Consider the following 20,441-nt stretch of genomic DNA (forward strand, 5'->3'; position numbering starts at 1 on the left):
TCCCCCTCCCCCGACCCGTTTCCCCTCGGAACGGGCGTTTCGTCATGTCTACGCGCGTCCGAATTGCGGACCACATATCGGAAAACACCATGGGGAATAGCGCCGATTGGAGCATTGAACACAACTGCCGCCCCAATGGGACCAACCGACCTGTCGGCAGGAGAGAATTCCGGCCAACGGGCCACGAAGGGACACCTCGGCCCGGAGTAACTCATAAGTAACACCGGGAATCACAAGAAACTCAGGGGAATCCACCCGTGCGACGAAATATGTTCGGCACGACCGCCGGTGCGGCCGTGATCGGTCTGCTCATACCCCTCGCAGGATGCGGGAGTTCCGACGGAGGCGCAGGTGACAGCGGTACGCTGCGCCTCGTCGCGGCGGAATACGGCGATAGTGCCGCCACGAGTTCCAAGGCGTACTGGGACAAGGTCACGCACGACTTCACCGCCGCCAACCCCGACCTCAAAGTCGAGGTGCAACTCCTGCCCTGGGCCGACATCGACCGCGAGGTCTCGCGCATGGTGAAGGCCGGCAACGCGCCGGACATGGCACTCATGGGTTCGTACTCGGACTTCGCCGCGCAGGGCAAGCTCTATTCCGCCGACGACCTGCTCACCGTCACCGCCGAGGCGAACTTCCTGCAACCCCTCACCGAGGCGGGTTCCGTCGGCAGCACCCTCTACGGCCTGCCCTTCGTGGCGAGCAGCCGCCTCCTCTTCTACAACGACACCCTGTTCAAGCAGGCCGGGCTGAACAACGCGCCCAAGACCTGGGCCGACCTCAAGAGCGACGCCAAGGCCCTCAAGGAGAAGGGGGTGAAGATCCCCTACGCCCTCCCCCTGGGCCCGGAGGAGGCACACGCCGAGGCGTTGATCTGGGAACTGAGCAACGGCGGCGGCTATGCCGACAGCAGCGGCAACTACAGCCTCGCGTCGGACCAGAACATCGCGACCTTCAAGTGGCTCAAGGACAGCCTGGTCACCCCCGGCCTGACCGGTCCCGTCGCCCCGTCGCAGTTCAACCGCGCCGACGCCTTCGCCGCGTTCCTGCGCGGTGAGGTCGGCATGGTCAACGGCTACCCGTCGCTCGCCTACGAGGCGCGCGGCAAGGGCATCGAGGTCCGGGCCGTCCCGATGCCGGTCTCGGACACCCTGAGCGCCGGCGAGGTCCCGCCCACCGTCGGTGTGGCGGACTGGATGATGGCGTTCAACCAGAACGGCAAGCGCGCCGAGATCGGCAAGTTCCTCGACTTCGTCTACCAGGACAAGTACCTGTCGGACTTCGCGAGCCGCTACCACCTGCTGCCCGCGACCGTCAGCGCCTCCCGCACCCCCTCCGGCGGCGGCATCGACAAGAACGACGAGCAGTTCCTGACCGCGCTGCGCGGGGCCCAGCTCTACCCGGTGAACGACCCGTCCTGGGTGACGGTCAGCGACACCATCAAGCGCAACGTCGGCCGTGCGGTGGAGCCGACGGGTGACCCGAAGAGCGTCCTGGAGGACATCGCCGCGAAGGCGACCGCGGCCCGCAAGAAGCACTGAGCCCTCCGGGCAACCGAACGCCGACGCCACCGCCGCGCCGCCGGCACCCGAGATCTCAGCGCCCAGCCCTCAGCGCTCAGCCCTCACCCGCCCGGCAGGCCCCCGGCACTTGGCCCCCGGCACCAGCGCGATCCGGCGGGACCACCGCCGCGCGAACGCCCACCGTGGCAGGGGACCTTCGCCTTACGCCGCACCCACCCCGCGCGGCATCATGATCTCCACGGCCCTTGATCCGAGGCCGCGGCCCAGCCGTCCGGCGACCACCCACAAGGTGCGCGGGCGGCCGGCCTTCCCGGACGGTCCCCTCAGTGGACGCGCCCGTTGTCGTCCGAGAACGCCGTACGGTACTGCTCGCAGTTCGAGTCCCAGGGCAGGGTTCCCCGCAGCGTCCCGTAACCGGGCCGGGTGAGCGACCACTCCACCGTGTACACACCGGTGTCGCAGGCGATCCGCTTCCCACCCGGGACCTTGACCCGGCCCGTCGCGGGCCGACCCGTCAGCTCCTGGTCCACCTCCCCCGCCTTCGCCTTCCCGGCGGTGCGCAGCACGGCGTGCAGGACGATCGGGTGCTTGCCGTCCTTCGTCGTCACCGCCTTCTTGACGAGCTGGGAATCGGCGACGGACCACGCGAACTCGTACGAGGGCATCCAGGCCATCGTCTTGGGGTCGGGGACGTCCCGCTCCCACTGCTGCCCGCCCTTGGACTCCGTCCGGGTGACCGTCTTGTACTGGATGTTCGGGTAGAGGCGGAACTGGGCCTCCACCTTGTGCATGTCGTCCTTCGTCCACATCGACTTCATCGCCTTCTCGTCGCCCGACGGGTCCTGGAGGAAGGTGCCCTGGGCCGCGGTGGCGGCGGACTGGCAAAGGGCCGGGGCGAGGGCGGCCAGGGCGGCGGCGAGGGCGACGGCGGCGGTGCGGGTGCGGTTCATGCCCGGCCCAACGGGGGCTCACGGCACGCCGGAACGACGCCTGGGGCGCGTTCACCCGTAAGGGAGCCGGCGCCCGCCACGGAGGTGACATATCCCGGCGAGCCCAGGAATACCACCTGATCAACGCCGGTTGCGCCGTGCGTTCGATGCGTAGACGAAGCGACAGGGGGATTCCATGGGCGTGAAGGTGACCGGCACCGTGGCGGCGGGCTGGGAGACGGTACGGGCCGAGTTCGAGGCGGTGGTGGCGGCGCAGCCGCACTCGCCGGAGGCTCAACTGGCCGTACGTCACCACGGGCGCACGGTGGTGGACCTGTGGGCGGGCGAGGACACCGACGGCGAGACGCTGTCCGGCGTCTTCTCGATCACCAAGGGCGCGGCGCACCTGGTGGTGGCGTTGCTCGTCCAGGACGGTGCGCTGGAGCCGGACCGGCCGGTCGTCTCGTACTGGCCCGAGTTCACGGGCCACGGCAAGGAGCGGTTGACCGTACGGGACCTGCTCGCGCACCGGTCGGGCCTGATCAACACGCCGGAGGGGTTCACGATCGAGGAACTGGCCGACGACGCGTTCATCGCGGCGCGGCTGGCGTCCGCCGAGCCGTACTGGGAGCCGGGGACGGCGTACGGGTACCACGCGTTCGTCATCGGCGCCTTGACCGGTGAGGTCGTACGGCGGGCCACGGGCCGGTCGATCCGGGAGATCTACGAGGAGCGGGTGCGCGCGCCGTACGGGCTGGACCTGTACATGGGTCTGCCGTCAGAGGCGCAGGAGCGCTGGAAGCCGATCCTGGAGGCCCTGCCGACGCCCGCCCAGCTGGAGATCCAGGCGGCGGCCGGCCCCATGCCCGAACTGTTGCCCGTGGCGTTCAACTGGCACACCGATCCGCCGATGGACCTCGTCGCGTTCGCCAACCACCCGCTGGTGAAGGCGCAGGGTCCGGCGTCGGCGGGCGGGGTCGGCACGGCGGCCGGCATCGCGGGCATGTACGCGGCGGCGATCGGCGAGGTCGACGGCCGGCCCGCGCTGCTGAAACCGGAGACGGTGGCGGAGTTCGCGAAGCTGCACACCCCGGGCCAGGACCGGGTGGTCTTGGAGCCGGACCACTTCGGGTTGGGCTTCGAGCGGCAGCCGGCGGTGGGGCCGGAGGCGTTCGGCCACTGCGGGGCGGCGGGGGCGAACGGCTTCGCGGACCCGGTCACCGGCATCGCGTACGGGTACACGCGCCGGCGCTTCGGCTTCCCGGGCGGCACGGCCCCGGAGAACCTCCCCCTGACGGCGGCGGTACTGAAGGTGGCCCGGGCGGCCTCCTGAACCGGGCCCCCGACGGGGCGGCACGGATCACGACGTCCGTCGCCGGACAGGCGTCCCGCCCGAAGGGGTAAGGGTCGGCCGACCGGCACGTAGAGCAGCCGACCGGGCACGAGAAGCAGCCGTCCGGGCACGAAACGGCCCGGCCCCGGGGACCTGTCGATCCCCGGGGCCGGGCCACACGCACGAGAGCCCGCGGGCTCAGTGGGCGATGGACGCCTGCGCGACCTGCGCGGGCGCGCCGTCCTCGGCGGTGCCGCCGCCGGCCGGGGCCGGGCCCGCGCCCCGGAGCGGGACCTCCTTGACGAACCAGGCCGCCAGGAAGCCCAGTACGGCGATGGCCGCGCCGAGCAGGAAGGCCGAGTGCGTACCGGCGGCGACCGCGTGCTGGTAGGCGTCGCGGATCGCCTCGGGCAGCTTCGCCAGGCTCGCCGCGTCGAGCTGCGCCGAGCCCGACTTGGCGGCGGCGGCCGGGCCGAGCCGGTCGGTCATGGTGTCGGTGACCTGCGAGGTGAACAGCGAACCCATCAGGGCCACGCCGAAGGAGCCGCCGAGCGTACGGAACAGGGTGGCGGAGGACGAGGCGACGCCCATGTCCTTCATGTCCACGCTGTTCTGCGCGACCAGCATGGTGATCTGCATCAGGAAGCCGAGGCCGGCGCCGAGCACCGCCATGTACAGACCGGAGACGAGTCGGGTGGTGTCGGTGTCCATCGTCGCGAGCAGGAAGAGCCCGACGACCATGAGCGCGCCGCCGGCGATCGGGAACACCTTGTACTTGCCGGTGCTGGTGGTGATCCGACCCGCGATGAGCGAGACGACCATCATCGAGAGCAGCATCGGCAGGAGCAGCAGCCCCGAGTTGGTGGCGGAGGCGCCCTGCACGGCCTGTTGGAAGAGCGGCAGGTAGAGCACGCCGCCGAACATCGCGAAGCCGACGAGGAAGCCGATCACCGACATCAGGGTGAAGTTGCGGCTGCGGAAGATGTGCAGCGGCATGACCGGCTCGGCGGCCTTGGTCTCGGCGTAGAGGAACGCGGCGATGGCGAGCACACCGACGACGATCAGACCGATGATCTCGCCGGAACCCCAGGCGTACTCGGTCCCGCCCCAGGTGGTGACCAGGACGGTGGAGGTGATGGCGAGGGTCAGCAGGGCCGCGCCCAGGTAGTCGATCTTGCCTTGGGCCTTCTTCTTGGGCAGGTGCAGGACCGCGGTCACCATCGCGAGGGCCACGGCGCCGAGCGGCAGGTTTATGTAGAAGGACCAGCGCCAGCCCATGTGGTCGGTGATGGTGCCGCCGACCAGCGGGCCGCCGATCATGGCGAGGGCCATCACACCGGCCATCATGCCCTGGTACTTGCCGCGTTCGCGGGGCGGGATCAGGTCACCGATGATCGCCATGACGCCGACCATCAGACCACCGGCGCCCAGGCCCTGGATCGCGCGGAATCCGATCAGCTGACCCATGTCCTGGGCCATGCCGCTCAGGGCGGAACCGATCAGGAAGATCACGATGGAGGTGAGGAACGAACCCTTGCGGCCGTACATGTCGCCGACCTTGCCCCAGATGGGGGTGGAGGCCGCGGTGGCCAGCGTGTACGCCGTGACCACCCAGGACAGGTGCTCCAAGCCGCCGAGTTCGCCGACGATCGTCGGCATCGCCGTACCGACGATCATGTTGTCGAGCATGGCGAGCAGCATCGCGATCATGAGTGCCATGAGCACGACGCGGACACTGCGGGGCTTCACCTCCCCGGAGTTCTCCTTCTTTTTCGTCATCTCCACCATGTCGTCCACTCCCCTGGCACTTTTAGCACCCGGCCACTTACTTGCCGCCCGGCTAGTTCACTACACTGGTGAAGGTAGACGCGTCACTAGCCGGGCGTCAAGTAAGTTTTTTGGGGAGAGTCATGTCCAGCAGCAGTCCGCAACAGCGGCGCGGAAACACGCGCCAGCGCATCCAGGACGTCGCGCTGGAGCTCTTCGCCGAGCAGGGGTACGAGAAGACGTCGCTGCGCGAGATCGCGGAGCGGCTCGACGTCACGAAGGCGGCTCTGTACTACCACTTCAAGACCAAGGAAGACATCATCATCAGTGTCTTCGACGACCTGACCCGGCCCATCGACGACCTGATCGGCTGGGCCGAGGAGCAGCCGCGCACGCTGGAGACCAAGCGCGAGGTGCTGCGCCGCTACAGCGAGGCGATGGCGTCCGGGGTCTCGCTCTACCGGTTCATGCAGGAGAACCAGGCGACGGTGCGGGAGCTCAGCATCGGCGAGACGATGAAGAAGCGGCTCTTCGCCCTCGTGGAACTCCTCAGGTCCGCGGACGCCCCGCTGGCCGACCAAGTGCGTTGCATCAGCGCGCTGTTCACCCTGCACGCCGGGATGATGTTCCTCCAGCACGTGGAAGGCGACCCGGAGGAGACCCGTAAGGCGGCCCTGGAGGTCGCCACGGACCTCATCGTCCAGGCCCACCACCGGCAGCCGTAGCCGCCCGCAGGAACCCGGTGAGGGTGTCGACGTAGGCGTCCGGGTGCGTGAGGTGGGGGACGTGGCCGGCGCCCTCCAGGGTGACGACCCGCGCCCCGGGCAGCGCCTTGCCGAGCTTGGCGACGATCCCCGGGAACCAGGGCATGCCCTCGCTGCCCGTGGTCAGCAGCGCGGGGCCGGTGTAGCCGGCGGCCAGGCGCGGCAGGTCGATCATGGCCCAGGCCGGGTCCGACTGCTCGTCGAGGAAGGTCGGGGCGTTGGCGATGAACGTCTGGCGGATCGACTCCGGCACCCTGTCCCACTCGCCCGGCCCGGAGACCACCTCTTCCACGAAGCGCCGGGCCGCGGTCGCGTGGTCGCCGCCACGGATGTCCGCGAAGACGGCGTCCAGGCGCAGGCGGGCGGCCTCCGCCTCCTGATCGCCCTCGACGAGACCCAGCAGCGGGGGCTCGTGGGCGGCGAGGGCGCGGAACAGCTCGGGGCGGCGGGTGGCGAGGCCGAGGGCGGTGGAGCCGCCGAAGGAACCCCCCGCGACGTGGGCCGGGGCCAGGTCCAGGGTCTCGATGAGCGCCGCGAGGTCGTCCTCGTCCTGCCTACGGGTCCCCTGGCCGGGCGGACGCTCGCTGCCGCTGTGACCGCGACGGTCGTAGACCACCACCCGGTACGACTCGGCGAGGCGCGGGGCGACCAGGCGCCAGGTGTGGTGGTCGACCCAGGACCCGTGGACCAGTACGAGGGGATCGCCCTCGCCCGTGACCTCGTAGAAGAGTTCCACGCCGTTCACCCGAGCCCGTGGCATGCCGAGTCTCCTCCTCCGCCGGTAGGAACGGGACACATACCTCGGGCTGCGCCCCCTCACACGCGGCGTTAGCCCGGGTGGCGGTCCGCGTGCGGGGGCGGCGGGGCGGCGGCGGGGCGGGGCGGCCTACTTCTCGCTACGGGGGAAGGTGACCTCGACGCGACGGTTCTTCTTGCGGCCCTCTTCGGTGCCGTTGTCGGCGATCGGGTAGTCCTCGCTGTATCCCCGGACGTCGAAGATGACCCCGGGACTGGTCACCGTCTTCGCCAGCTCCGCCTGCACGGCGTCGGCGCGCTGCTTGGACAGTTCCTTGCCGTGCTCGTAGCTGCCCTGGTCGTCGGTGAACCCGAAGACCCGCACGCGGGTCGCCTTCTGCTGGTTGATCTCCTGCGCGATGGCCTGGATACGGGCGGCCGCCTGGGCGTTGAAGACGGCGCTGTCCTCGGGGAAGAGCACCTCGGCCTGTAGGGCCATCATGACGGTCTGGTTGGTCTCCTGCCGCCGCTGCTCCCCACCGAGGTCCTCGACGACCTCGGCGATGTCGAGCACCTTGACGGGGGCGAGGGTCCCGCCCTGCGGGATCTTGAGCCCGGGCGCGTTGGAATCGATCGCCACGGGCGCGGCGGCGGAGGGTTCCGTCCCGGGCGGCACGGAGGGCTTGACGTCGTCGGCGTACGCGGTGGTCGCACCGAGGATGTGGGCGCCGGCGATGACGAGCCCGACGACGGCGGTCGCGGCGGAGACGCGGTGGCGTTTGGTCATGGGGTCACCCGGAGATTTTGACGGTGGCCGTGGCGAAGGTGGGGAGGTTGAAGTCCACCTCCGTGGTGGCGGCGGGGGGCGCGGGGAACTGGGCGAAGAACGGGACGGTTTGGCCGGGATCGATGATGGTCAGCCCGGTCGTGCACAGGCATCGTCCGTCGGTGTCGCGAAGCACGTAGTAGCGCTTCTTGCCGACCTTGTCGACCAACGTCACGCCCGCCACCGATGCACCACTGCCGTTCAGCTCGTTCCCACGCCAAGCCGCGGTACTCGCGAACGGTTGGCCGCCGGTGTTCTTCAGTTGGCCGCTGACGGTGAGGAAACCGCCGGCGTCACGAACGGCAGAGTTGACCGTAAGGGTCATGCCCGCCTCCCCATTGACCGTGGCGAGGATCTGGGTCGCCGGGGGGGTCTCGCTCTTCGCCGCCCCGGATGGAGACGCCCCTGTACTCCCCTGAGGCTTCACGGCGCTCGGCCCGGCAGGCTTGTCGGACTTGCCCTCGCCGCCACACCCCGTCAGGGCAAGGGCCAGGGCCGCAACCATGCCGAGAGCGGCTTTCCCGTGGGTCGCGCGCCGAACACTCATGTACACAGCTTCCTTGTCTCTCGGTCGTCAGGCGATCAGGCGTAGGTCGAACAGGGCCGCCGCCAGTGAACTCCACGAGCTCGGCCGGGCAGGGTCATAGACGACCAAGGCGCCCTTGTCGCACCCGAACTCGATCCGCCCGGGTGGCGGAGGTGTGGATGTGGACGTGGATGTAGGTGCGGGTGTGGGCGTCGAGCCACTGGTGCCGCCGCCCGGCTCGGCCGACTTGAGCCGACAGCGGGGGGTGATCTCCGCAGTGGCGACGGCTGTCCCCTGATGCCCGCTCGCCCCGGGGACCACCGAGTCCCCCACCGTCCCGTTCGTCTTGGTTCGGGCGGTGAATCGGAGGCCCGAGCGGCTGCACGAGGCTGTCGCATCGTTCTTCGCCGCGAAGTCCGCCGCCGCCCCACAGGGACCCGGACCGCTCTCGAAGCGGTTGCCTTGAAGGACCTGTTCCCAGTCCTCCGGCGTAAGGGTGGCCAGGTCGACGCCGGACATGAGGTTGTCCCTGGCCTCCCGCGCCGCCGCAAGTGCGGCGGCATCGGCGGCTCCCTGGGCACTACTGCGCACGATCCCGGCCTTGCTGATGGTGAAGTAGGCCAGGGCCGCGAAGAGCATGCCTGCGATCACCACGACGTAGATCGGGAACGCCTGCCCCCGATCGCGCAGCTGCCTCGCGATCACTTCCCGGCGGTGATCGATGCGACCGCGGAGGAAATGCGATTGGTGATCGCCTGCCCGATCCCGGTCCCGATGATCGCTCCGATGATGACCACGACCACCAGGATGATGCCCAGGTACTCGAAAGCCGTCTGGCCGCGGTCCCTTGAGGTCGTGCCGGTGTACCGCTTCCGCATCCTTGCCAGGGTCTTGTGTGACATGGGGGTTTCCTCCCGGGCCGGTGCCGCTGTCGATGGGCGGACGATACGGGGAGTGAGCGGTGGTGACCAAGGGTCCCGGGGCCCAAATACGGACCCACTGTGTCAGGCGTCTACCCATGGCCGGTCATTCCCGGACGGGCCGTGCCCAGCCAGCGGGCTATCGCCTCGCTGCGGGTGGTGGTCTGGAGCTTCGCGAAGATGCGGTTGATGTGGTTCTTGACCGTCTTCTCGCTGATGAAGCAGGTCGCCGCGATCTGTTGGTTGTTCATCCCGGATGCGATCAGGTCCATGACTTCCTCCTCCCGCGAACTGAGGCCGTAGGCCACGTGGTTCACGAGTCGCTGAGAAGACTGTGCCACAATCGGTTGCGTTTGCGAAGAGGCGCGGAGTTCCGCGAGGAGGGTGTTCGCCGCCGTCGGGGTGAAGTGGGCGCGGCCCGCGCGGGTGTCGTGGATGGCGCGGATCAGGTCGTCCGGGGTGAACTCGCCGTGGACGAGGTAGCCGCCCGCGCCCAGGAGCAGGGCCTCCCGGACGACCTCCGACTCGGTGCTGTAGGTCAGCATCAAGACCGGCGCCAACCGGACGAGGTGCGGCAGGGCGGAGATCCCGTCGACGCCCGGCATGCGCACGTCGAGCAGGACCACGTCGGGCCGGTGGAGGCGGGTCAGGTTCAACGCCTCGCGCCCGTCGGCCGCCTGGGCGATGACCCCCAGGTCGTCCGCGGTCGCCAGCAGGGCGGCCAGGCCGGCCCGGACGACCGGGTTGTCGTCGGCGATCAGGACGCGCAGTGGGGGCATCACAGGCTCCCGAGGCGGAGGTCGAGGCGGACCCGGGTGCCGGGGCCGGTCGGGCGGGGGCCGACGTGCAGGCGGGCGCCGATGGCCGTCGCGCGTTCCGCCATGCCGAGGAGGCCGAAGTGGCCGGCGTCCGAGAGTGCCTTCACGTCGACACCGCCCGGCGGCAGGCCGCACCCGTCGTCCTCCACCGTGAGGACCAACCGCGGCCCGCGGACGGCGGCCTCGACCTCGACCGACGAGGCCGACGCGTGGCGGCGGGCGTTCTCCAGGGCTTCCGAGGCCACCGCCACCAGGTGCGCGGCGACCGCGGAGGGGAGCAGGGGCAGCCCCCCGGACGTACGGACGACCACGCCCGCGCCCGCCAGCGCCCGCAGCTCCGCCGACAGGCAGACGCCCGGGGTGTCGAGGTCCCGGCGGAGGTCGGTCAGCAGCGCGCGGGACTCGGCCGCCGCCTGCCGGGCCGCCTCCGCCACCGCCCGGGCCTGGAGGCGGGTGGCCTCCGGGTCGGCGGGGTCGGTGGCCGTGCGGGAGAGGGCGTCGGCGGCGAGGGCCAGACCGTACAGGGTCTTCGACACCGAGTCGTGCATCTCGCGGGCCAGGCGGTCCCGTTCGGCCCGTACCGCCTCCGCCACCGCCAGCCGCGCCCGGGTCTCGGTCAGGGCCTGGCTCGCCGCCCCGAAGCGGAAGAGGAGGCCGCGCAGGGAGGCTCCCGCGGCGCCCGCGAGCAGGCACAGCCCTGCCAGGGTCGTGCCGCCCGAAGCCGCCGCGACCAGGGCCGCCTGGAGGGCCGCGTAGGGCGCCGAGCCGCGCCACCCGTAGACCAGCCCGGCCAGCAGCGGTGTGCAGAGCGCGACCGGGCCGAGCGGGGAGGCGGGCGTGGCGGTGATCAGGAGCAGGGCGCTGAACGCCATGTCCGGCGCCAACAGCCAGCGGTGGCGCAGCAACAGCGGGCCGAAGCGCTCCCAGTCCCGGAACGCGACGTACGACAGCATGAAGGTGAGCAGGACCGCCCCGCCGACCAGGTACACGGGGGCGCCGGGCGCGGTCCGTCCGAGCGCGAGGGGCGCGCCGAGTGCGGTCATCACCATGCGGAAGGCGAAGACCTGCCGGCACAGCGCCTGAAGGGCGTTGACCTGGAGGGTGAGGGGCGGGGCCTCGGGGCGGACCCGCTCGCGGGAGACGGCCGGAGGCACGATACCGATCGTGGTGGCCATGGCTCACCCGCTCCCGAACAGGGCGCCGAAGTCGATGTTCGCCCCGTAGACGAAACCGCAGACGAGCAGGATCAGGGTGCCGGGCAGCATGAACATGGTGACCGTGAAGGTGGCCTTCGGGATCGCCCGCGCGGCCCGGCGGCGCGCGTTCTGCGCGTCGGTGCGGCGCATGTCCTCCGCGATCGCGATCAGTGTGTCCACGATCGGGGAGCCGAGTTCCTCGCCCTGCTGGAGCGCGGTGACGAACTGGGCCACCTGCTCGGAGTCGTTGCGCCGGCGCAGTTCGTCGAAGGCCTGGCGGCGGCTGACGCCCATGTCCATCTGCTGGAGGGTGATGCGGATCTCGTCGGACCAGGGGCCCTCGTACTTGCCCGCTACCCGTTCCAGCGCCTGCCGGAAGCCGAGCCCGGCGCTGACGACGACGGCCAGCACGTCGAGGAAGTCCGGCAGCGTCCGCTCGATGTGGTCCCGGCGCACCCGGATCGCCGACCACAGGCCGACCTCGATCCAGAACAGGCCGAAGGCGACCATGAGCAGGGCGGCCACCAGTTGCCCGTTGATCAGCATCGCGAAGGCTCCCAGCGCGCCGAGGAACCCGTAGACCGCGCGCCGGGCCGCGTACCGGTCGATGGTCAGGCCGGCGGGGTTGCCCGCCATGTCGATCTGGCGGCGTTTGCGGGCCACCCGGTCCCGGCCCATCGCGCGCAGCACCAGGGGGGCCCAGCGGATGCCGAGGCGGTCGACGAGGGAGCCGACGGCCGTGGTGCGAGTGGCGCCCACCTCCAGGGCGAGGGCGAGGTCGCTGGGCAGTTTGACGTCGGCGCGGTAGAGGCGGATTCCGTACAGGGCCCCGAAGACCGACAGCCCGAGGGCCGCGGCGAGCAGCAGTGTGATCACGCGGTCCCCCTCACACGTCGATCTTCGACAGTCGGCGGATGAGGACGAACCCCAGGGTGAAGAGGCCGAGCGCGACGATGACGGCCGTCTGCCCGATGAAGGCGCCCGTCATGCGGTCCAGGGCGCCGGGCATCATCATGTCCACGAGCAGCAGCGAGCCGAGCCCGATCGCGGGTACCAGGTACGCCGTCACCGTCACCTGCGAGAGCTGCGTACGGATCTCCCTGCGCGTCTCCTTGCGCTGTTCCAGCGTCACGGTGAGGTTGCGCAGGCTCCCCACGAGCGCGCCGCCCGCGCGGGCGGACAGGACCAGGGTGGAGACGAGGACGACGAGTTCGCGCGAGGGCAGGCGCTCGGTCAGTTCGCCCAGGGACTCCTCGATGGAGTGGCCGACGGCGAGGCGGTCGGCGACGCGGCCGAGTTCCTCGCCCGCGGGGGCCTCCAGTTCCTCCGCCGCCATCCCGATGGCCGTACGCAGCGCCAGGCCGGCCTGGGTCGCGTTGGCCAGGATGCGGGCCAGTTCGGGGAGTTGGTTGATGAACCGCTCGGTGCGGCGCGTGCGCTGCCAGTTGAGGAAGGCGTTGGCGGCCCACAGCCCGATCAGGCCCGCCACCGGGCCGAAGAAGGGGGCCAGAAGGGACGCCGAGACGAGCCAGACCCCGACGACGGACATCAGCATGTAGACGAAGAACTCGCCCGGGGTGAGGTCCAGGCCCGTCGTGGCCAGCTTCACCTCGATGCGGCGGCCCAGTCGGGTGTGGCGCAACCGGCGGTCGACCCCGCGGAAGCGGCGCCGGCGGCCGAGCGGCTCCGGGGCGCCGCTCGCGGAGAGGCGTTCGATGAGGGCGGCGCGCTGGGCGCGGCCCGCTGCGTAGGCGTGGACGCCGAGGACGACGAGCAGGCAGGCGAGCAGTGTCGCGCCGAGGGTGAGGAGGATCAGTGGGTTCACAGGACGTTCCGAGTGGTCCAGGGGGCCCCGGGGCCGCCGGGGGAGCCGGTCGCCCAGGGGGCTCCGGGGGCCCCGGGGAAGCCGGGGGCCCCGGTGGTCCGGGCGGCGAGCTGATCGTCGGACCGGGCGACCCCGAAGGCCTGCGGGATCGGTTGGTTGTTCATGTAGAGGCGGTCCGCGAGCGTGCGCGGCAGCGGGTAGTACTCGAAGTGGCCGTGTACGCGGCCGTCCGCACCCATCGGCCGGGCCGCGAACCGGCACACGGTGATGATCCGGAAGGGTTCGCGGCCGTGCGAGTCGAGGATGGAGATCTCGGTGACGCGGCGCGAGCCGTCCCCGAAGCGGGTGAGTTGGACGACGACGTTCACCGCGCTGTTGATCTGGTCCTGGAGTGCCTCGAAGGGGATCTCCACCTCCGACATGGACGCCAGGGTCTGCAGCCGGGTCAGGGCGTCCTCGCAGCTGTTGGCGTGGACGGTGGCCAGGGAGCCGTCGTGGCCGGTGGACATCGCCTGGAGCATGTCCAGGGTCTCGCCGCCGCGCACCTCGCCGACGATGATGCGGTCGGGGCGCATGCGCAGGGAGTTGCGTACGAGGTCGCGGATGGTGATCCGGCCGCTGCCCTCCACGTTCGCGGGGCGGGATTCGAGGCGGATGACGTGGGCCTGCTGGAGCTGGAGTTCGGCCGAGTCCTCGATGGTGATGATCCGCTCGCCCTCGGGGATCAGGCCGGAGAGGGCGTTGAGGAGGGTGGTCTTGCCGGTGCCGGTGGCGCCGGAGACGATCACGTTCAGCTTGGCCTGCACCAGGCCGGACAGCAGGAGCAGCATCTGCTCGTCGAGCGAGCCGAGGCCGATCATCTCGGGCAGGGTGAACGCCCGGGGGAAACGGCGGATGGTGAGGGTGGCCCCGGTCAGGGAGAGCGGCGGGATGATGACGTTGACGCGCTCGCCGCTGGGCAGCCGGGCGTCCACCATCGGATTGGCCTCGTCCACGCGGCGGTTGACGGTGGAGACGATGCGCTCGATGGTCTGCATGAGCTGCTCGTGCGAGGCGAAGCGCAGCGGCAGTTGTTCGACGCGTCCGGCGCGCTCCACGAAGATCTGGTCCGGGCCGTTGACCATGATCTCGGAGATCGACGGGTCTTCTAGGAGCGGTTCGAGGACGCCGAGGCCCAGCGCTTCGTCGACGACGCGGCGGATGAGCTGGGCCCGTTCGACGGTGGACAGGACGGGGCCCTCGCGGCTGATGATGTGGCCGAGGACGCGTTCCAGCCGGGCCCGGCGCTCGGCGGGCGCGAGCGCGGACATCTCGGCGAGGTCGATCTCCTCCAGCAGCTTCGCGCGGTAGGCGGAGACCAGTCGGCCGTCCTCGCGCGGGTTGTGGCGGTCGTCGGGGGTGTTGACCCGGGAACGCAGGCTCATCGTCAGGGTCCCTTCGGGTCGTCGTCGGGCATGACGGCGGTGGCGGTGGCGGGGTCGAGTGCGAGCCCGGGGATGATCGAGGTGACCGGGATGGAGACGTTGGCGGTGACCGCGTCCCCGCCGCCGGACACCGTGATGGTGGCCGCGAGCCCGGACCGGATCGCCGCGTGGCCGGCCGCCTCCCCCGCCCCCGGTTTGCGGGCCTCCACCCGGGCCGCCGTGCGCGCCGCCGTCTCGGCCTGCTGGTGCACGTACCCGACCCAGCCGAGTTGGATGCCGCACAGGGCGACGAAGAGCAGGATGGGGATGAAGCCGATGTACTCCAGGGCCACTTGACCCCGGTCCCGGAAAGCGCGCCGGGTCCCTGTCATCTCACTCCCCTCCCCTCTCCTGCTCCTGTGGCGAGCCGCCCTCGCCCGTGATGGGAACGCCGATGTCGAGCCCGGGGAACAGCACGGGGACGTTGAGTTCCACGGTCGCCTTGTAGATGTCCCCCGCGTTGCCGCAGGACACCCTCATGGTCCAGGCGTCCCCGATGTGCCGGCGCGCCGCGCTCTGGCACGGGCCGTCGCCGTGCACGGCCCCGACCCGCGCCGCCTCGTCCGCGGCGTTGCCCGCCAGGGAGAAGGCGTAGCCGATCAGGACGCACTCCCAGACCGCCGCGACGAGCAGCAGGATCAGCGGCACCATGCCGACGAACTCGACGGCGACCTGTCCACGGTCCCGGGGGCGGCCCCCGCCTCGGCTCCGCGCGGGCACGCCCTCACCCCTCCCGGCCCCGGCGCAGCCGGGCCAGTGGCCCGGCCGCCGCCCGTACGGCCAGTTCGGCGGAGGGGGGTGGGGAGTGGGTGGTCGGGGCGGTGAGCAGGCCGAGTTCCCCGGCGACCTTCCACAGGGCCTGTTTGACCGTCGAGCGGTTGTCGAGGTCCTGCACCCGGCCCGCGTCCACCACGGCTTGGAGCTCCTTGAAGGCGGCCGGGACGGGGGTGCGGGTGACCCGGGTCTTGGTGATCCTCTCGATCAGGGCGGGCTGGATCTCGGTGTGCTTGCTCCAGCGGTTGACGACCACCACGGTGTCCTCGGCCTTGCGGACCTGGAGCCGCTCCCACATCCGGACCAGCCGTTTGGCGGCGCGCACCGCGACCACGTCGGGGGTGGTGACCAGGACCGCCACCTCTGCCACTTCCACGGCGGCCGCGTTGGCCCCGGTGACCTGGGTCCCGCAGTCGATGACGACCAGCTCGTAGTGGGCGCGCAGGGCGGCGATGACCTGGCGCGCGGCTCGTTCGTCGACCTCCTCGCCCCGTTCGCCGTCGCCCGGGGCCAGCAGCAGTGCCAGACCGGTGCGGTCGTCGTACACGGCGTCCTGGAGGACGCGGGGGGAGATGTCCTGGATGCCGGCGAGGTCGGCGATGGAGCGGCGGAACTGCACGTCGAGGTACGAGCCCACGTCCCCGGCCTGGAGGTCCAGGTCCACCAGTGCCGTACGGCGTCCCGAGGCGGCCGCGGCCAGGGCGAACTGCACCGCCGTGAAGGTGGTGCCGACGCCGCCCTTGGCCCCGGCGACGGTGACCACCCGTCCGCCGGGTCCCGCCGGCACCTCGGGGCCCCGGCCCAGGTGGCGGCGTACGCCGACGGACCACTGGGAGGCGGCCTGGACGCGGGCGGCGAGTTCCTCGTAGGAGAGCGGGAGGCCGATCAGGCCGCGTGCGCCGCAGTCCATCGCGGCGGAGAACAGGGCGGGTCCGGCGTCGGACGACAGCAGGACCACGCCCACCGCCGGGAAGCGCAGGGCGACCTCGCGCACGAGTTCCAGGGCGGGCAGCGGGCCGATCCGCTCGTGGACGAGGACGACCTCGGGCAGTCCGTCGACGGACTCGGCGGCGAGTCGCGCCAGGGTGTCGAGGAGGGCGGTCGAGTCGGGCAGGGGGCCGGCCGGTTCGGCGGCCGGGAGCCGGCCGAGGAGGGTGGTGATGAGGCGGGCGGCGTCCGGGTCGCCGACCGCGGGGAGGATTCGGGTGCTCATCCGGGCCTCACTTGTCCCCGTCGAGGGTGTACGTGCGGTCGCCCGGGCCGGGGACCGACTCGGTGCCGGGGGCCACCAGGGCCAGCCGCACGTGCTCCGCGAACGACTCGGCGTACGCGACGCGCTGGGTGTCCTTGGTGTTCAGGGCGAAGGTGATCGGGACCGCCTCGGCGGGACCCTTCTTGTCGCTGTCCTTGTCGAGCGGGGTGAGCTTGCCGACGTTCAGCACGCGGGCGTTGGCGACGATGATCACGGAGCGGGACGGATCGGTGTCCTTGGCGCCCTTGAAGGTGGCGATGATGTTGACCTTGGCACCCGAGGTGATCTTGCCGGCCACCCCGGTCGCGGCGTCGATCATGATCGCGATCTCCTGCTCGCCCGGCTGGAGCTGCGGCTTGTCGACGAACATGTCCTCCTGGAGGAGGGAGCCCTTCTTGAGCGTGGTGAGGGCGATCTTGCCCCGCAGCGCGCCGAGGTCGGTCACGGCCGTCTCGGACAACCAGCGCTTGGGGACCTTGACCTCCTCGAACTGACCCGCCCCCAGGGGGCTGTACGGGGCGATGTCCCCCTTCACCCGGTAGGCGACGACCTCGGACCCGACCTTGGAGTTGACGTCGCCGATCACCACGAGGACCCCGGCGAACGCCGCGAGCGCGCACAGGACCGACAGGAGCAGCAGGATGACGCCGCGGCGCTGGCGTGAGTTCATGGCCGTACTACCTCGCCGTTCTTCGTTGGTTCGGGCCGGTCAGGGTCGATGTCCGGTCGGTGCGGCGCCGTGTCCGCCGGCGGGGGGCGGGGCCGGTGGGGGCGCGGTCAGCGGGGCCGCGCAGAAGCCGCACCGGTCGCCGATGAGTTCCATGCCGCACCAGCGGCACTCCTCGCGGCGGACGGAGGCGACCAGCTGGTAGAGCACGGACGGGTCCGGGATGGCCGCGGCGAACTCGACGAACTTGGGGGTGCCCCACCAGGCGGCCGAGTCGGCGGGCAGCGGGTTCTCCATGACTCCCCCGACCTGCCAGGCGGGCGCCAGTTCGGCCGTCACCCAGTCGGAGGCGAGCCGGCCGCGGGCGAAGGTGAGGTGGGTGACGAAGCCGGGGCCGGGCGGCAGTACGGAGGGGCCGCCGGCGTGCGCCCCGCCGGAGGCCGGGGGCGTGAGCCGGGCCAGGTGGGGCGTCGGGTGGGCGAGTACGACGAACTGGGCGCCCGGTGACCAGGAGCGGGCGTGCGCCTTGAGCCCGACCGGCACCCGGTCCAGCTTGGCGACGCTGCCCAGCAGGGCGCCCGCGTAGATGTAGTGGGACAGCAGCCGGGCCGCCGAGGCGACGACCCCGGGGCTGAACTCGCAGACGCTGAGCAGGCGCAGTTGACGCACCAGCAGGGCGGTGCCCAGTGGGGGCAGGTCGGCCTCGACGAGTGCGATCCGGTCGGTCTCCAGGATGGCCCGTACGGTGTGCAGCCGCCGGACGGTGGCGGCCGGCAGCCAGGTCGGCACGACGACGACGAGGTGGCCGTGCGCGTCCAACAGGGCGGTGGTCTCCGCGAGCGCGCCTTCGAGGTCGAGCTGCCCGGGCGGGCGCAGGACGGCGGCGCCCGGGGTCTGCCGGTCCGGGGCCGGCAGCACCAGATCGGCGGTGGTGACAGCAATGGCGGTCGGCACGCGAATCCCCCTGTTCACCCCGTACACCGCGGTCTTCGCCCGCCCGTCACGCGGCCTTCACCTCCGCGTACGAACGGCGCAACCGCTCACGACCAGCGCACTTCCCCCCTGCCTCAGCACCATATCCGCGTCGTCCGCGGTGGGGCAGGGCCTTGGTGATTCCCGTGCCACGAGCACATGTCACAGGTGGCCGGAAACCCGGACAACAGGGACTGGCCGCCTGGCGGAACTGCGCTCATTTCAGGCCACATTGACAAGACCCTTGACAGCGGGATTGGTCTGGACCAACTTGACTCCCGGGGCTCCCCACACGCCCCCGTCACCCCGTTCACATCCCCTTCTCCCCCCACCGGAGCCTTCGTGAACCGCATACGCTCCCTCGCCCTGCCCCTCGCCGCCACGCTCGCCGCGGGCGCCCTGACCGCCCTCACCGCCGGTACGGCACAAGCCGCGGACGTCAACGTCGCCCGTAACGGAGGCTTCGAGTCCGGCCTGTCCGACTGGAGCTGCACGGGCGGCAGCGGCGTCGCCGTCTCGTCCCCCGTCTTCTCCGGCTCCGGCGCCCTCAAGGCCACTCCGGCCGGGCAGGACTCCGCCCAGTGCTCGCAGACCGTCACGGTCAAGCCGAATTCCACGTACACGCTCAGCGCGCAGGTGCAGGGCTCCTACGTGTACCTCGGCGCGACCGGCACCGGCACCCAGGACGTGTCCACCTGGACCCCCGGCTCGGGCGGCGGCTGGCAGAAGCTCTCCACCACCTTCTCCACCGGCCCGAACACCACCCGGGTCACGGTCTGGACGCACGGCTGGTACGGCCAGCCCGCCTACTTCGTCGACGAGTTCAGCGTCTACGGCCCCGACGGGGGCGGCGGCACCGACCCCGGCCCGACCGTCCCCGGCGCGCCGTCGGGGGCAACCGTTTCCGGTCAGAGCGCGAGCGCCCTCACCCTTTCGTGGAACGCGGTCGGCAGGGCGAGCGGCTATTACGTCTATCAGGACGGCGTCCGCGTCCGCACCGTCCCCGCCTCCCCGGTCCAACTCACCGGGCTCGCGGCCGCCACCTCGTACTCGTTCCAGGTGAGCGCGTACAACGCGGCGGGCGAGGGCCCGCGGTCCGCGGCGGTGACCGGCACCACCACGGGCGGCGGCACCCCGAACCCGAACCCGGCCGTGCCCAAGCACGCCCTGACGGGCTACTGGCAGAACTTCGACAACGGCGCGACCGTCCAGAGGATCTCCGACGTCCCCGCGCAGTACGACATCGTCGCCGTCGCCTTCGCCGACGCCACCACCACGCCCGGCGCCATCTCCTTCACCCTGGACTCGGCCGCCCTGGGCGGGTACACGCCGGCGCAGTTCAAGGCGGACATCGCGGCGAAGAAGGCGGCCGGGAAGTCGGTCGTCCTGTCGATCGGCGGCGAGAAGGGCACCATCTCGGTCAACGACTCCGCCTCCGCGGACAACCTCGCGAACTCGGCGTACGCGCTGATGCAGGAGTACGGCTTCAGCGGCATCGACATCGACCTGGAGAACGGCCTCAACCCCACCTACATGACGCAGGCGCTGCGCTCCCTGTCCGCGAAGGCGGGGTCCTCGCTGGTCCTGACCATGGCGCCGCAGACGATCGACATGCAGTCGACGGCCGGCGGCTATTTCAAGACGGCGTTGAACGTGAAGGACATCCTGACCGTCGTCAACACGCAGTTCTACAACAGCGGCTCGATGAACGGCTGCGACGGCAAGGTCTACTCCCAGGGCACGGTGGACTTCCTGACCGCCCTGGCCTGCGTCCAGTTGGAGGGTGGCCTCGACCCCTCGCAGGTGGGCCTCGGCGTCCCCGCCTCGCCCAGCGGCGCGGGGAGCGGATACGTCTCGCCGACCGTCGTGAACAACGCCCTGGACTGCCTGGCGCGCGGCACGAACTGCGGGTCCTTCAAGCCGTCGAAGACCTACCCCGGGCTGCGCGGCGCGATGACCTGGTCGACCAACTGGGACGCCAAGGCGGGTAGCGCTTGGTCGAACACGGTGGGTCCGAAGGTCCACGCGCTCCCCTAGGCGGTACGTGTGGGGGTGTCCGACCGGCCCGACCGCATTGTGGCCGGTTTCGGATTCTTGACCCGGACATGCCATGAGAGCACGCTGTGCGCGTCCGCACGGCTACCCCCA

General features: G+C 71.1%; 21 protein-coding genes. 4 read left to right on the plus strand and 17 right to left on the minus strand.

The features are described from left to right. Positions 1-269: 269 nt before the first annotated feature. Positions 270-1,544, plus strand: coding sequence for an extracellular solute-binding protein (locus tag E6R62_RS27345; protein WP_136216218.1), 1,275 nt, complete (start codon positions 270-272; stop codon positions 1,542-1,544). Between the two features lie 305 nt (positions 1,545-1,849). Here the strand turns inward: E6R62_RS27345 and E6R62_RS27350 are convergent, their stop codons facing one another. Continuing rightward, positions 1,850-2,476 (minus strand): hypothetical protein, encoded by a 627-nt coding sequence (locus E6R62_RS27350; protein WP_168714201.1) that lies wholly within the window; start codon positions 2,474-2,476, stop codon positions 1,850-1,852. Positions 2,477-2,651: 175 nt separating this feature from the next. Here E6R62_RS27350 and E6R62_RS27360 point away from each other — a divergent pair, with 175 nt between their 5' ends. Beyond that, a complete protein-coding gene (locus E6R62_RS27360; protein WP_136216156.1) occupies positions 2,652-3,788 on the plus strand; it encodes a serine hydrolase domain-containing protein in 1,137 nt (378 codons plus the stop codon). A gap of 198 nt (positions 3,789-3,986) precedes the next feature. On the opposite strand, the gene E6R62_RS27365 is transcribed toward E6R62_RS27360, so the two are convergent. Continuing rightward, complete coding sequence (locus E6R62_RS27365; protein ID WP_136216157.1) at positions 3,987-5,576, minus strand: MDR family MFS transporter; 1,590 nt, start codon at positions 5,574-5,576, stop codon at positions 3,987-3,989. 122 nt (positions 5,577-5,698) lie between these two features. Between E6R62_RS27365 and E6R62_RS27370 the strand changes: the two genes are divergently transcribed. Next, entirely contained in the window at positions 5,699-6,280 is a 582-nt protein-coding gene (locus E6R62_RS27370; RefSeq protein WP_136216158.1) for a TetR/AcrR family transcriptional regulator, read from the plus strand. On the opposite strand, the gene E6R62_RS27375 is transcribed toward E6R62_RS27370, so the two are convergent. From E6R62_RS27375 to E6R62_RS27450, 15 genes are all read right to left on the minus strand, one after another. Continuing rightward, on the minus strand, positions 6,249-7,079 hold the full coding sequence (locus E6R62_RS27375; protein WP_136216159.1) for an alpha/beta fold hydrolase: 831 nt from the start codon (positions 7,077-7,079) through the stop codon (positions 6,249-6,251). The genes E6R62_RS27370 and E6R62_RS27375 overlap by 32 nt on opposite strands. 126 nt (positions 7,080-7,205) lie before the next feature. Further along, positions 7,206-7,841: an OmpA family protein gene (locus tag E6R62_RS27380; protein ID WP_136216160.1), complete on the minus strand. Its 636-nt coding sequence runs from the start codon at positions 7,839-7,841 to the stop codon at positions 7,206-7,208. 4 nt (positions 7,842-7,845) lie between these two features. Continuing rightward, complete coding sequence (locus E6R62_RS27385) at positions 7,846-8,385, minus strand: hypothetical protein (RefSeq protein WP_240801936.1); 540 nt, start codon at positions 8,383-8,385, stop codon at positions 7,846-7,848. A gap of 69 nt (positions 8,386-8,454) precedes the next feature. Then, positions 8,455-9,111 carry a pilus assembly protein TadG-related protein gene (locus tag E6R62_RS27390; protein ID WP_240801937.1) on the minus strand — a complete coding sequence of 219 codons (657 nt, stop codon included), beginning with the start codon at positions 9,109-9,111 and terminating at the stop codon, positions 8,455-8,457. Then, on the minus strand, positions 9,108-9,308 hold the full coding sequence (locus tag E6R62_RS27395; protein ID WP_136216162.1) for a hypothetical protein: 201 nt from the start codon (positions 9,306-9,308) through the stop codon (positions 9,108-9,110). Before E6R62_RS27395 ends, E6R62_RS27390 begins: the two co-directional genes overlap by 4 nt. A gap of 110 nt (positions 9,309-9,418) precedes the next feature. Beyond that, positions 9,419-10,105, minus strand: coding sequence for a response regulator transcription factor (locus tag E6R62_RS27400; RefSeq protein ID WP_136216163.1), 687 nt, complete (start codon positions 10,103-10,105; stop codon positions 9,419-9,421). Continuing rightward, positions 10,105-11,319 carry a sensor histidine kinase gene (locus E6R62_RS27405; protein ID WP_136216164.1) on the minus strand — a complete coding sequence of 405 codons (1,215 nt, stop codon included), beginning with the start codon at positions 11,317-11,319 and terminating at the stop codon, positions 10,105-10,107. Before E6R62_RS27405 ends, E6R62_RS27400 begins: the two co-directional genes overlap by 1 nt. Positions 11,320-11,322: 3 nt before the next feature. Next, entirely contained in the window at positions 11,323-12,213 is an 891-nt protein-coding gene (locus tag E6R62_RS27410) for a DUF5936 domain-containing protein (RefSeq protein WP_136216220.1), read from the minus strand. Positions 12,214-12,226: 13 nt separating this feature from the next. Beyond that, entirely contained in the window at positions 12,227-13,165 is a 939-nt protein-coding gene (locus E6R62_RS27415) for a type II secretion system F family protein (protein WP_136216165.1), read from the minus strand. Beyond that, positions 13,162-14,589, minus strand: coding sequence for an ATPase, T2SS/T4P/T4SS family (locus E6R62_RS27425; protein ID WP_240801938.1), 1,428 nt, complete (start codon positions 14,587-14,589; stop codon positions 13,162-13,164). The genes E6R62_RS27415 and E6R62_RS27425 overlap by 4 nt, the downstream gene beginning before the upstream one ends. 2 nt (positions 14,590-14,591) lie before the next feature. Then, positions 14,592-14,960, minus strand: a complete 369-nt coding sequence (locus tag E6R62_RS27430; protein WP_136216166.1) for a TadE/TadG family type IV pilus assembly protein — start codon at positions 14,958-14,960, stop codon at positions 14,592-14,594. 1 nt (position 14,961) lies between these two features. Beyond that, positions 14,962-15,348: a TadE family protein gene (locus E6R62_RS27435; RefSeq protein ID WP_240801939.1), complete on the minus strand. Its 387-nt coding sequence runs from the start codon at positions 15,346-15,348 to the stop codon at positions 14,962-14,964. Between the two features lie 4 nt (positions 15,349-15,352). Further along, a complete protein-coding gene (locus E6R62_RS27440) occupies positions 15,353-16,615 on the minus strand; it encodes an AAA family ATPase (protein WP_136216167.1) in 1,263 nt (420 codons plus the stop codon). A gap of 7 nt (positions 16,616-16,622) precedes the next feature. After that, the gene (cpaB, locus tag E6R62_RS27445) at positions 16,623-17,324 is read right to left on the minus strand and encodes a Flp pilus assembly protein CpaB (RefSeq protein WP_136216168.1); all 702 of its coding nucleotides are present in this window, start codon (positions 17,322-17,324) and stop codon (positions 16,623-16,625) included. Between the two features lie 39 nt (positions 17,325-17,363). Further along, positions 17,364-18,275 (minus strand): hypothetical protein, encoded by a 912-nt coding sequence (locus E6R62_RS27450; RefSeq protein WP_240801940.1) that lies wholly within the window; start codon positions 18,273-18,275, stop codon positions 17,364-17,366. A 360-nt stretch (positions 18,276-18,635) separates the two neighbouring features. Between E6R62_RS27450 and E6R62_RS27455 the strand changes: the two genes are divergently transcribed. Further along, a complete protein-coding gene (locus E6R62_RS27455) occupies positions 18,636-20,330 on the plus strand; it encodes a chitinase (RefSeq protein WP_136216170.1) in 1,695 nt (564 codons plus the stop codon). The last annotated feature ends 111 nt before the right edge of the window (positions 20,331-20,441 follow it).

The organism is Streptomyces sp. A1136, assembly GCF_004795055.1.
Lineage (GTDB): Bacteria > Actinomycetota > Actinomycetes > Streptomycetales > Streptomycetaceae > Streptomyces.

Bases quoted from the DNA above. Each gene is read 5' to 3' on its own strand.
- E6R62_RS27350 (WP_168714201.1), bottom strand. From the start codon at position 2,476: ATGAACCGCACCCGCACCGCCGCCGTCGCCCTCGCCGCCGCCCTGGCC.
- E6R62_RS27425 (WP_240801938.1), bottom strand. From the start codon at position 14,589: ATGAGCCTGCGTTCCCGGGTCAACACCCCCGACGACCGCCACAACCCG.
- E6R62_RS27380 (WP_136216160.1), bottom strand. From the start codon at position 7,841: ATGACCAAACGCCACCGCGTCTCCGCCGCGACCGCCGTCGTCGGGCTC.
- E6R62_RS27385 (WP_240801936.1), bottom strand. From the start codon at position 8,385: ATGGTTGCGGCCCTGGCCCTTGCCCTGACGGGGTGTGGCGGCGAGGGC.
- E6R62_RS27360 (WP_136216156.1), top strand. From the start codon at position 2,652: ATGGGCGTGAAGGTGACCGGCACCGTGGCGGCGGGCTGGGAGACGGTA.
- E6R62_RS27405 (WP_136216164.1), bottom strand. From the start codon at position 11,319: ATGGCCACCACGATCGGTATCGTGCCTCCGGCCGTCTCCCGCGAGCGG.
- E6R62_RS27395 (WP_136216162.1), bottom strand. From the start codon at position 9,308: ATGTCACACAAGACCCTGGCAAGGATGCGGAAGCGGTACACCGGCACG.
- E6R62_RS27370 (WP_136216158.1), top strand. From the start codon at position 5,699: ATGTCCAGCAGCAGTCCGCAACAGCGGCGCGGAAACACGCGCCAGCGC.
- E6R62_RS27375 (WP_136216159.1), bottom strand. From the start codon at position 7,079: ATGCCACGGGCTCGGGTGAACGGCGTGGAACTCTTCTACGAGGTCACG.
- E6R62_RS27440 (WP_136216167.1), bottom strand. From the start codon at position 16,615: ATGAGCACCCGAATCCTCCCCGCGGTCGGCGACCCGGACGCCGCCCGC.
- cpaB (WP_136216168.1), bottom strand. From the start codon at position 17,324: ATGAACTCACGCCAGCGCCGCGGCGTCATCCTGCTGCTCCTGTCGGTC.
- E6R62_RS27430 (WP_136216166.1), bottom strand. From the start codon at position 14,960: ATGACAGGGACCCGGCGCGCTTTCCGGGACCGGGGTCAAGTGGCCCTG.
- E6R62_RS27345 (WP_136216218.1), top strand. From the start codon at position 270: ATGTTCGGCACGACCGCCGGTGCGGCCGTGATCGGTCTGCTCATACCC.
- E6R62_RS27400 (WP_136216163.1), bottom strand. From the start codon at position 10,105: ATGCCCCCACTGCGCGTCCTGATCGCCGACGACAACCCGGTCGTCCGG.
- E6R62_RS27365 (WP_136216157.1), bottom strand. From the start codon at position 5,576: ATGGTGGAGATGACGAAAAAGAAGGAGAACTCCGGGGAGGTGAAGCCC.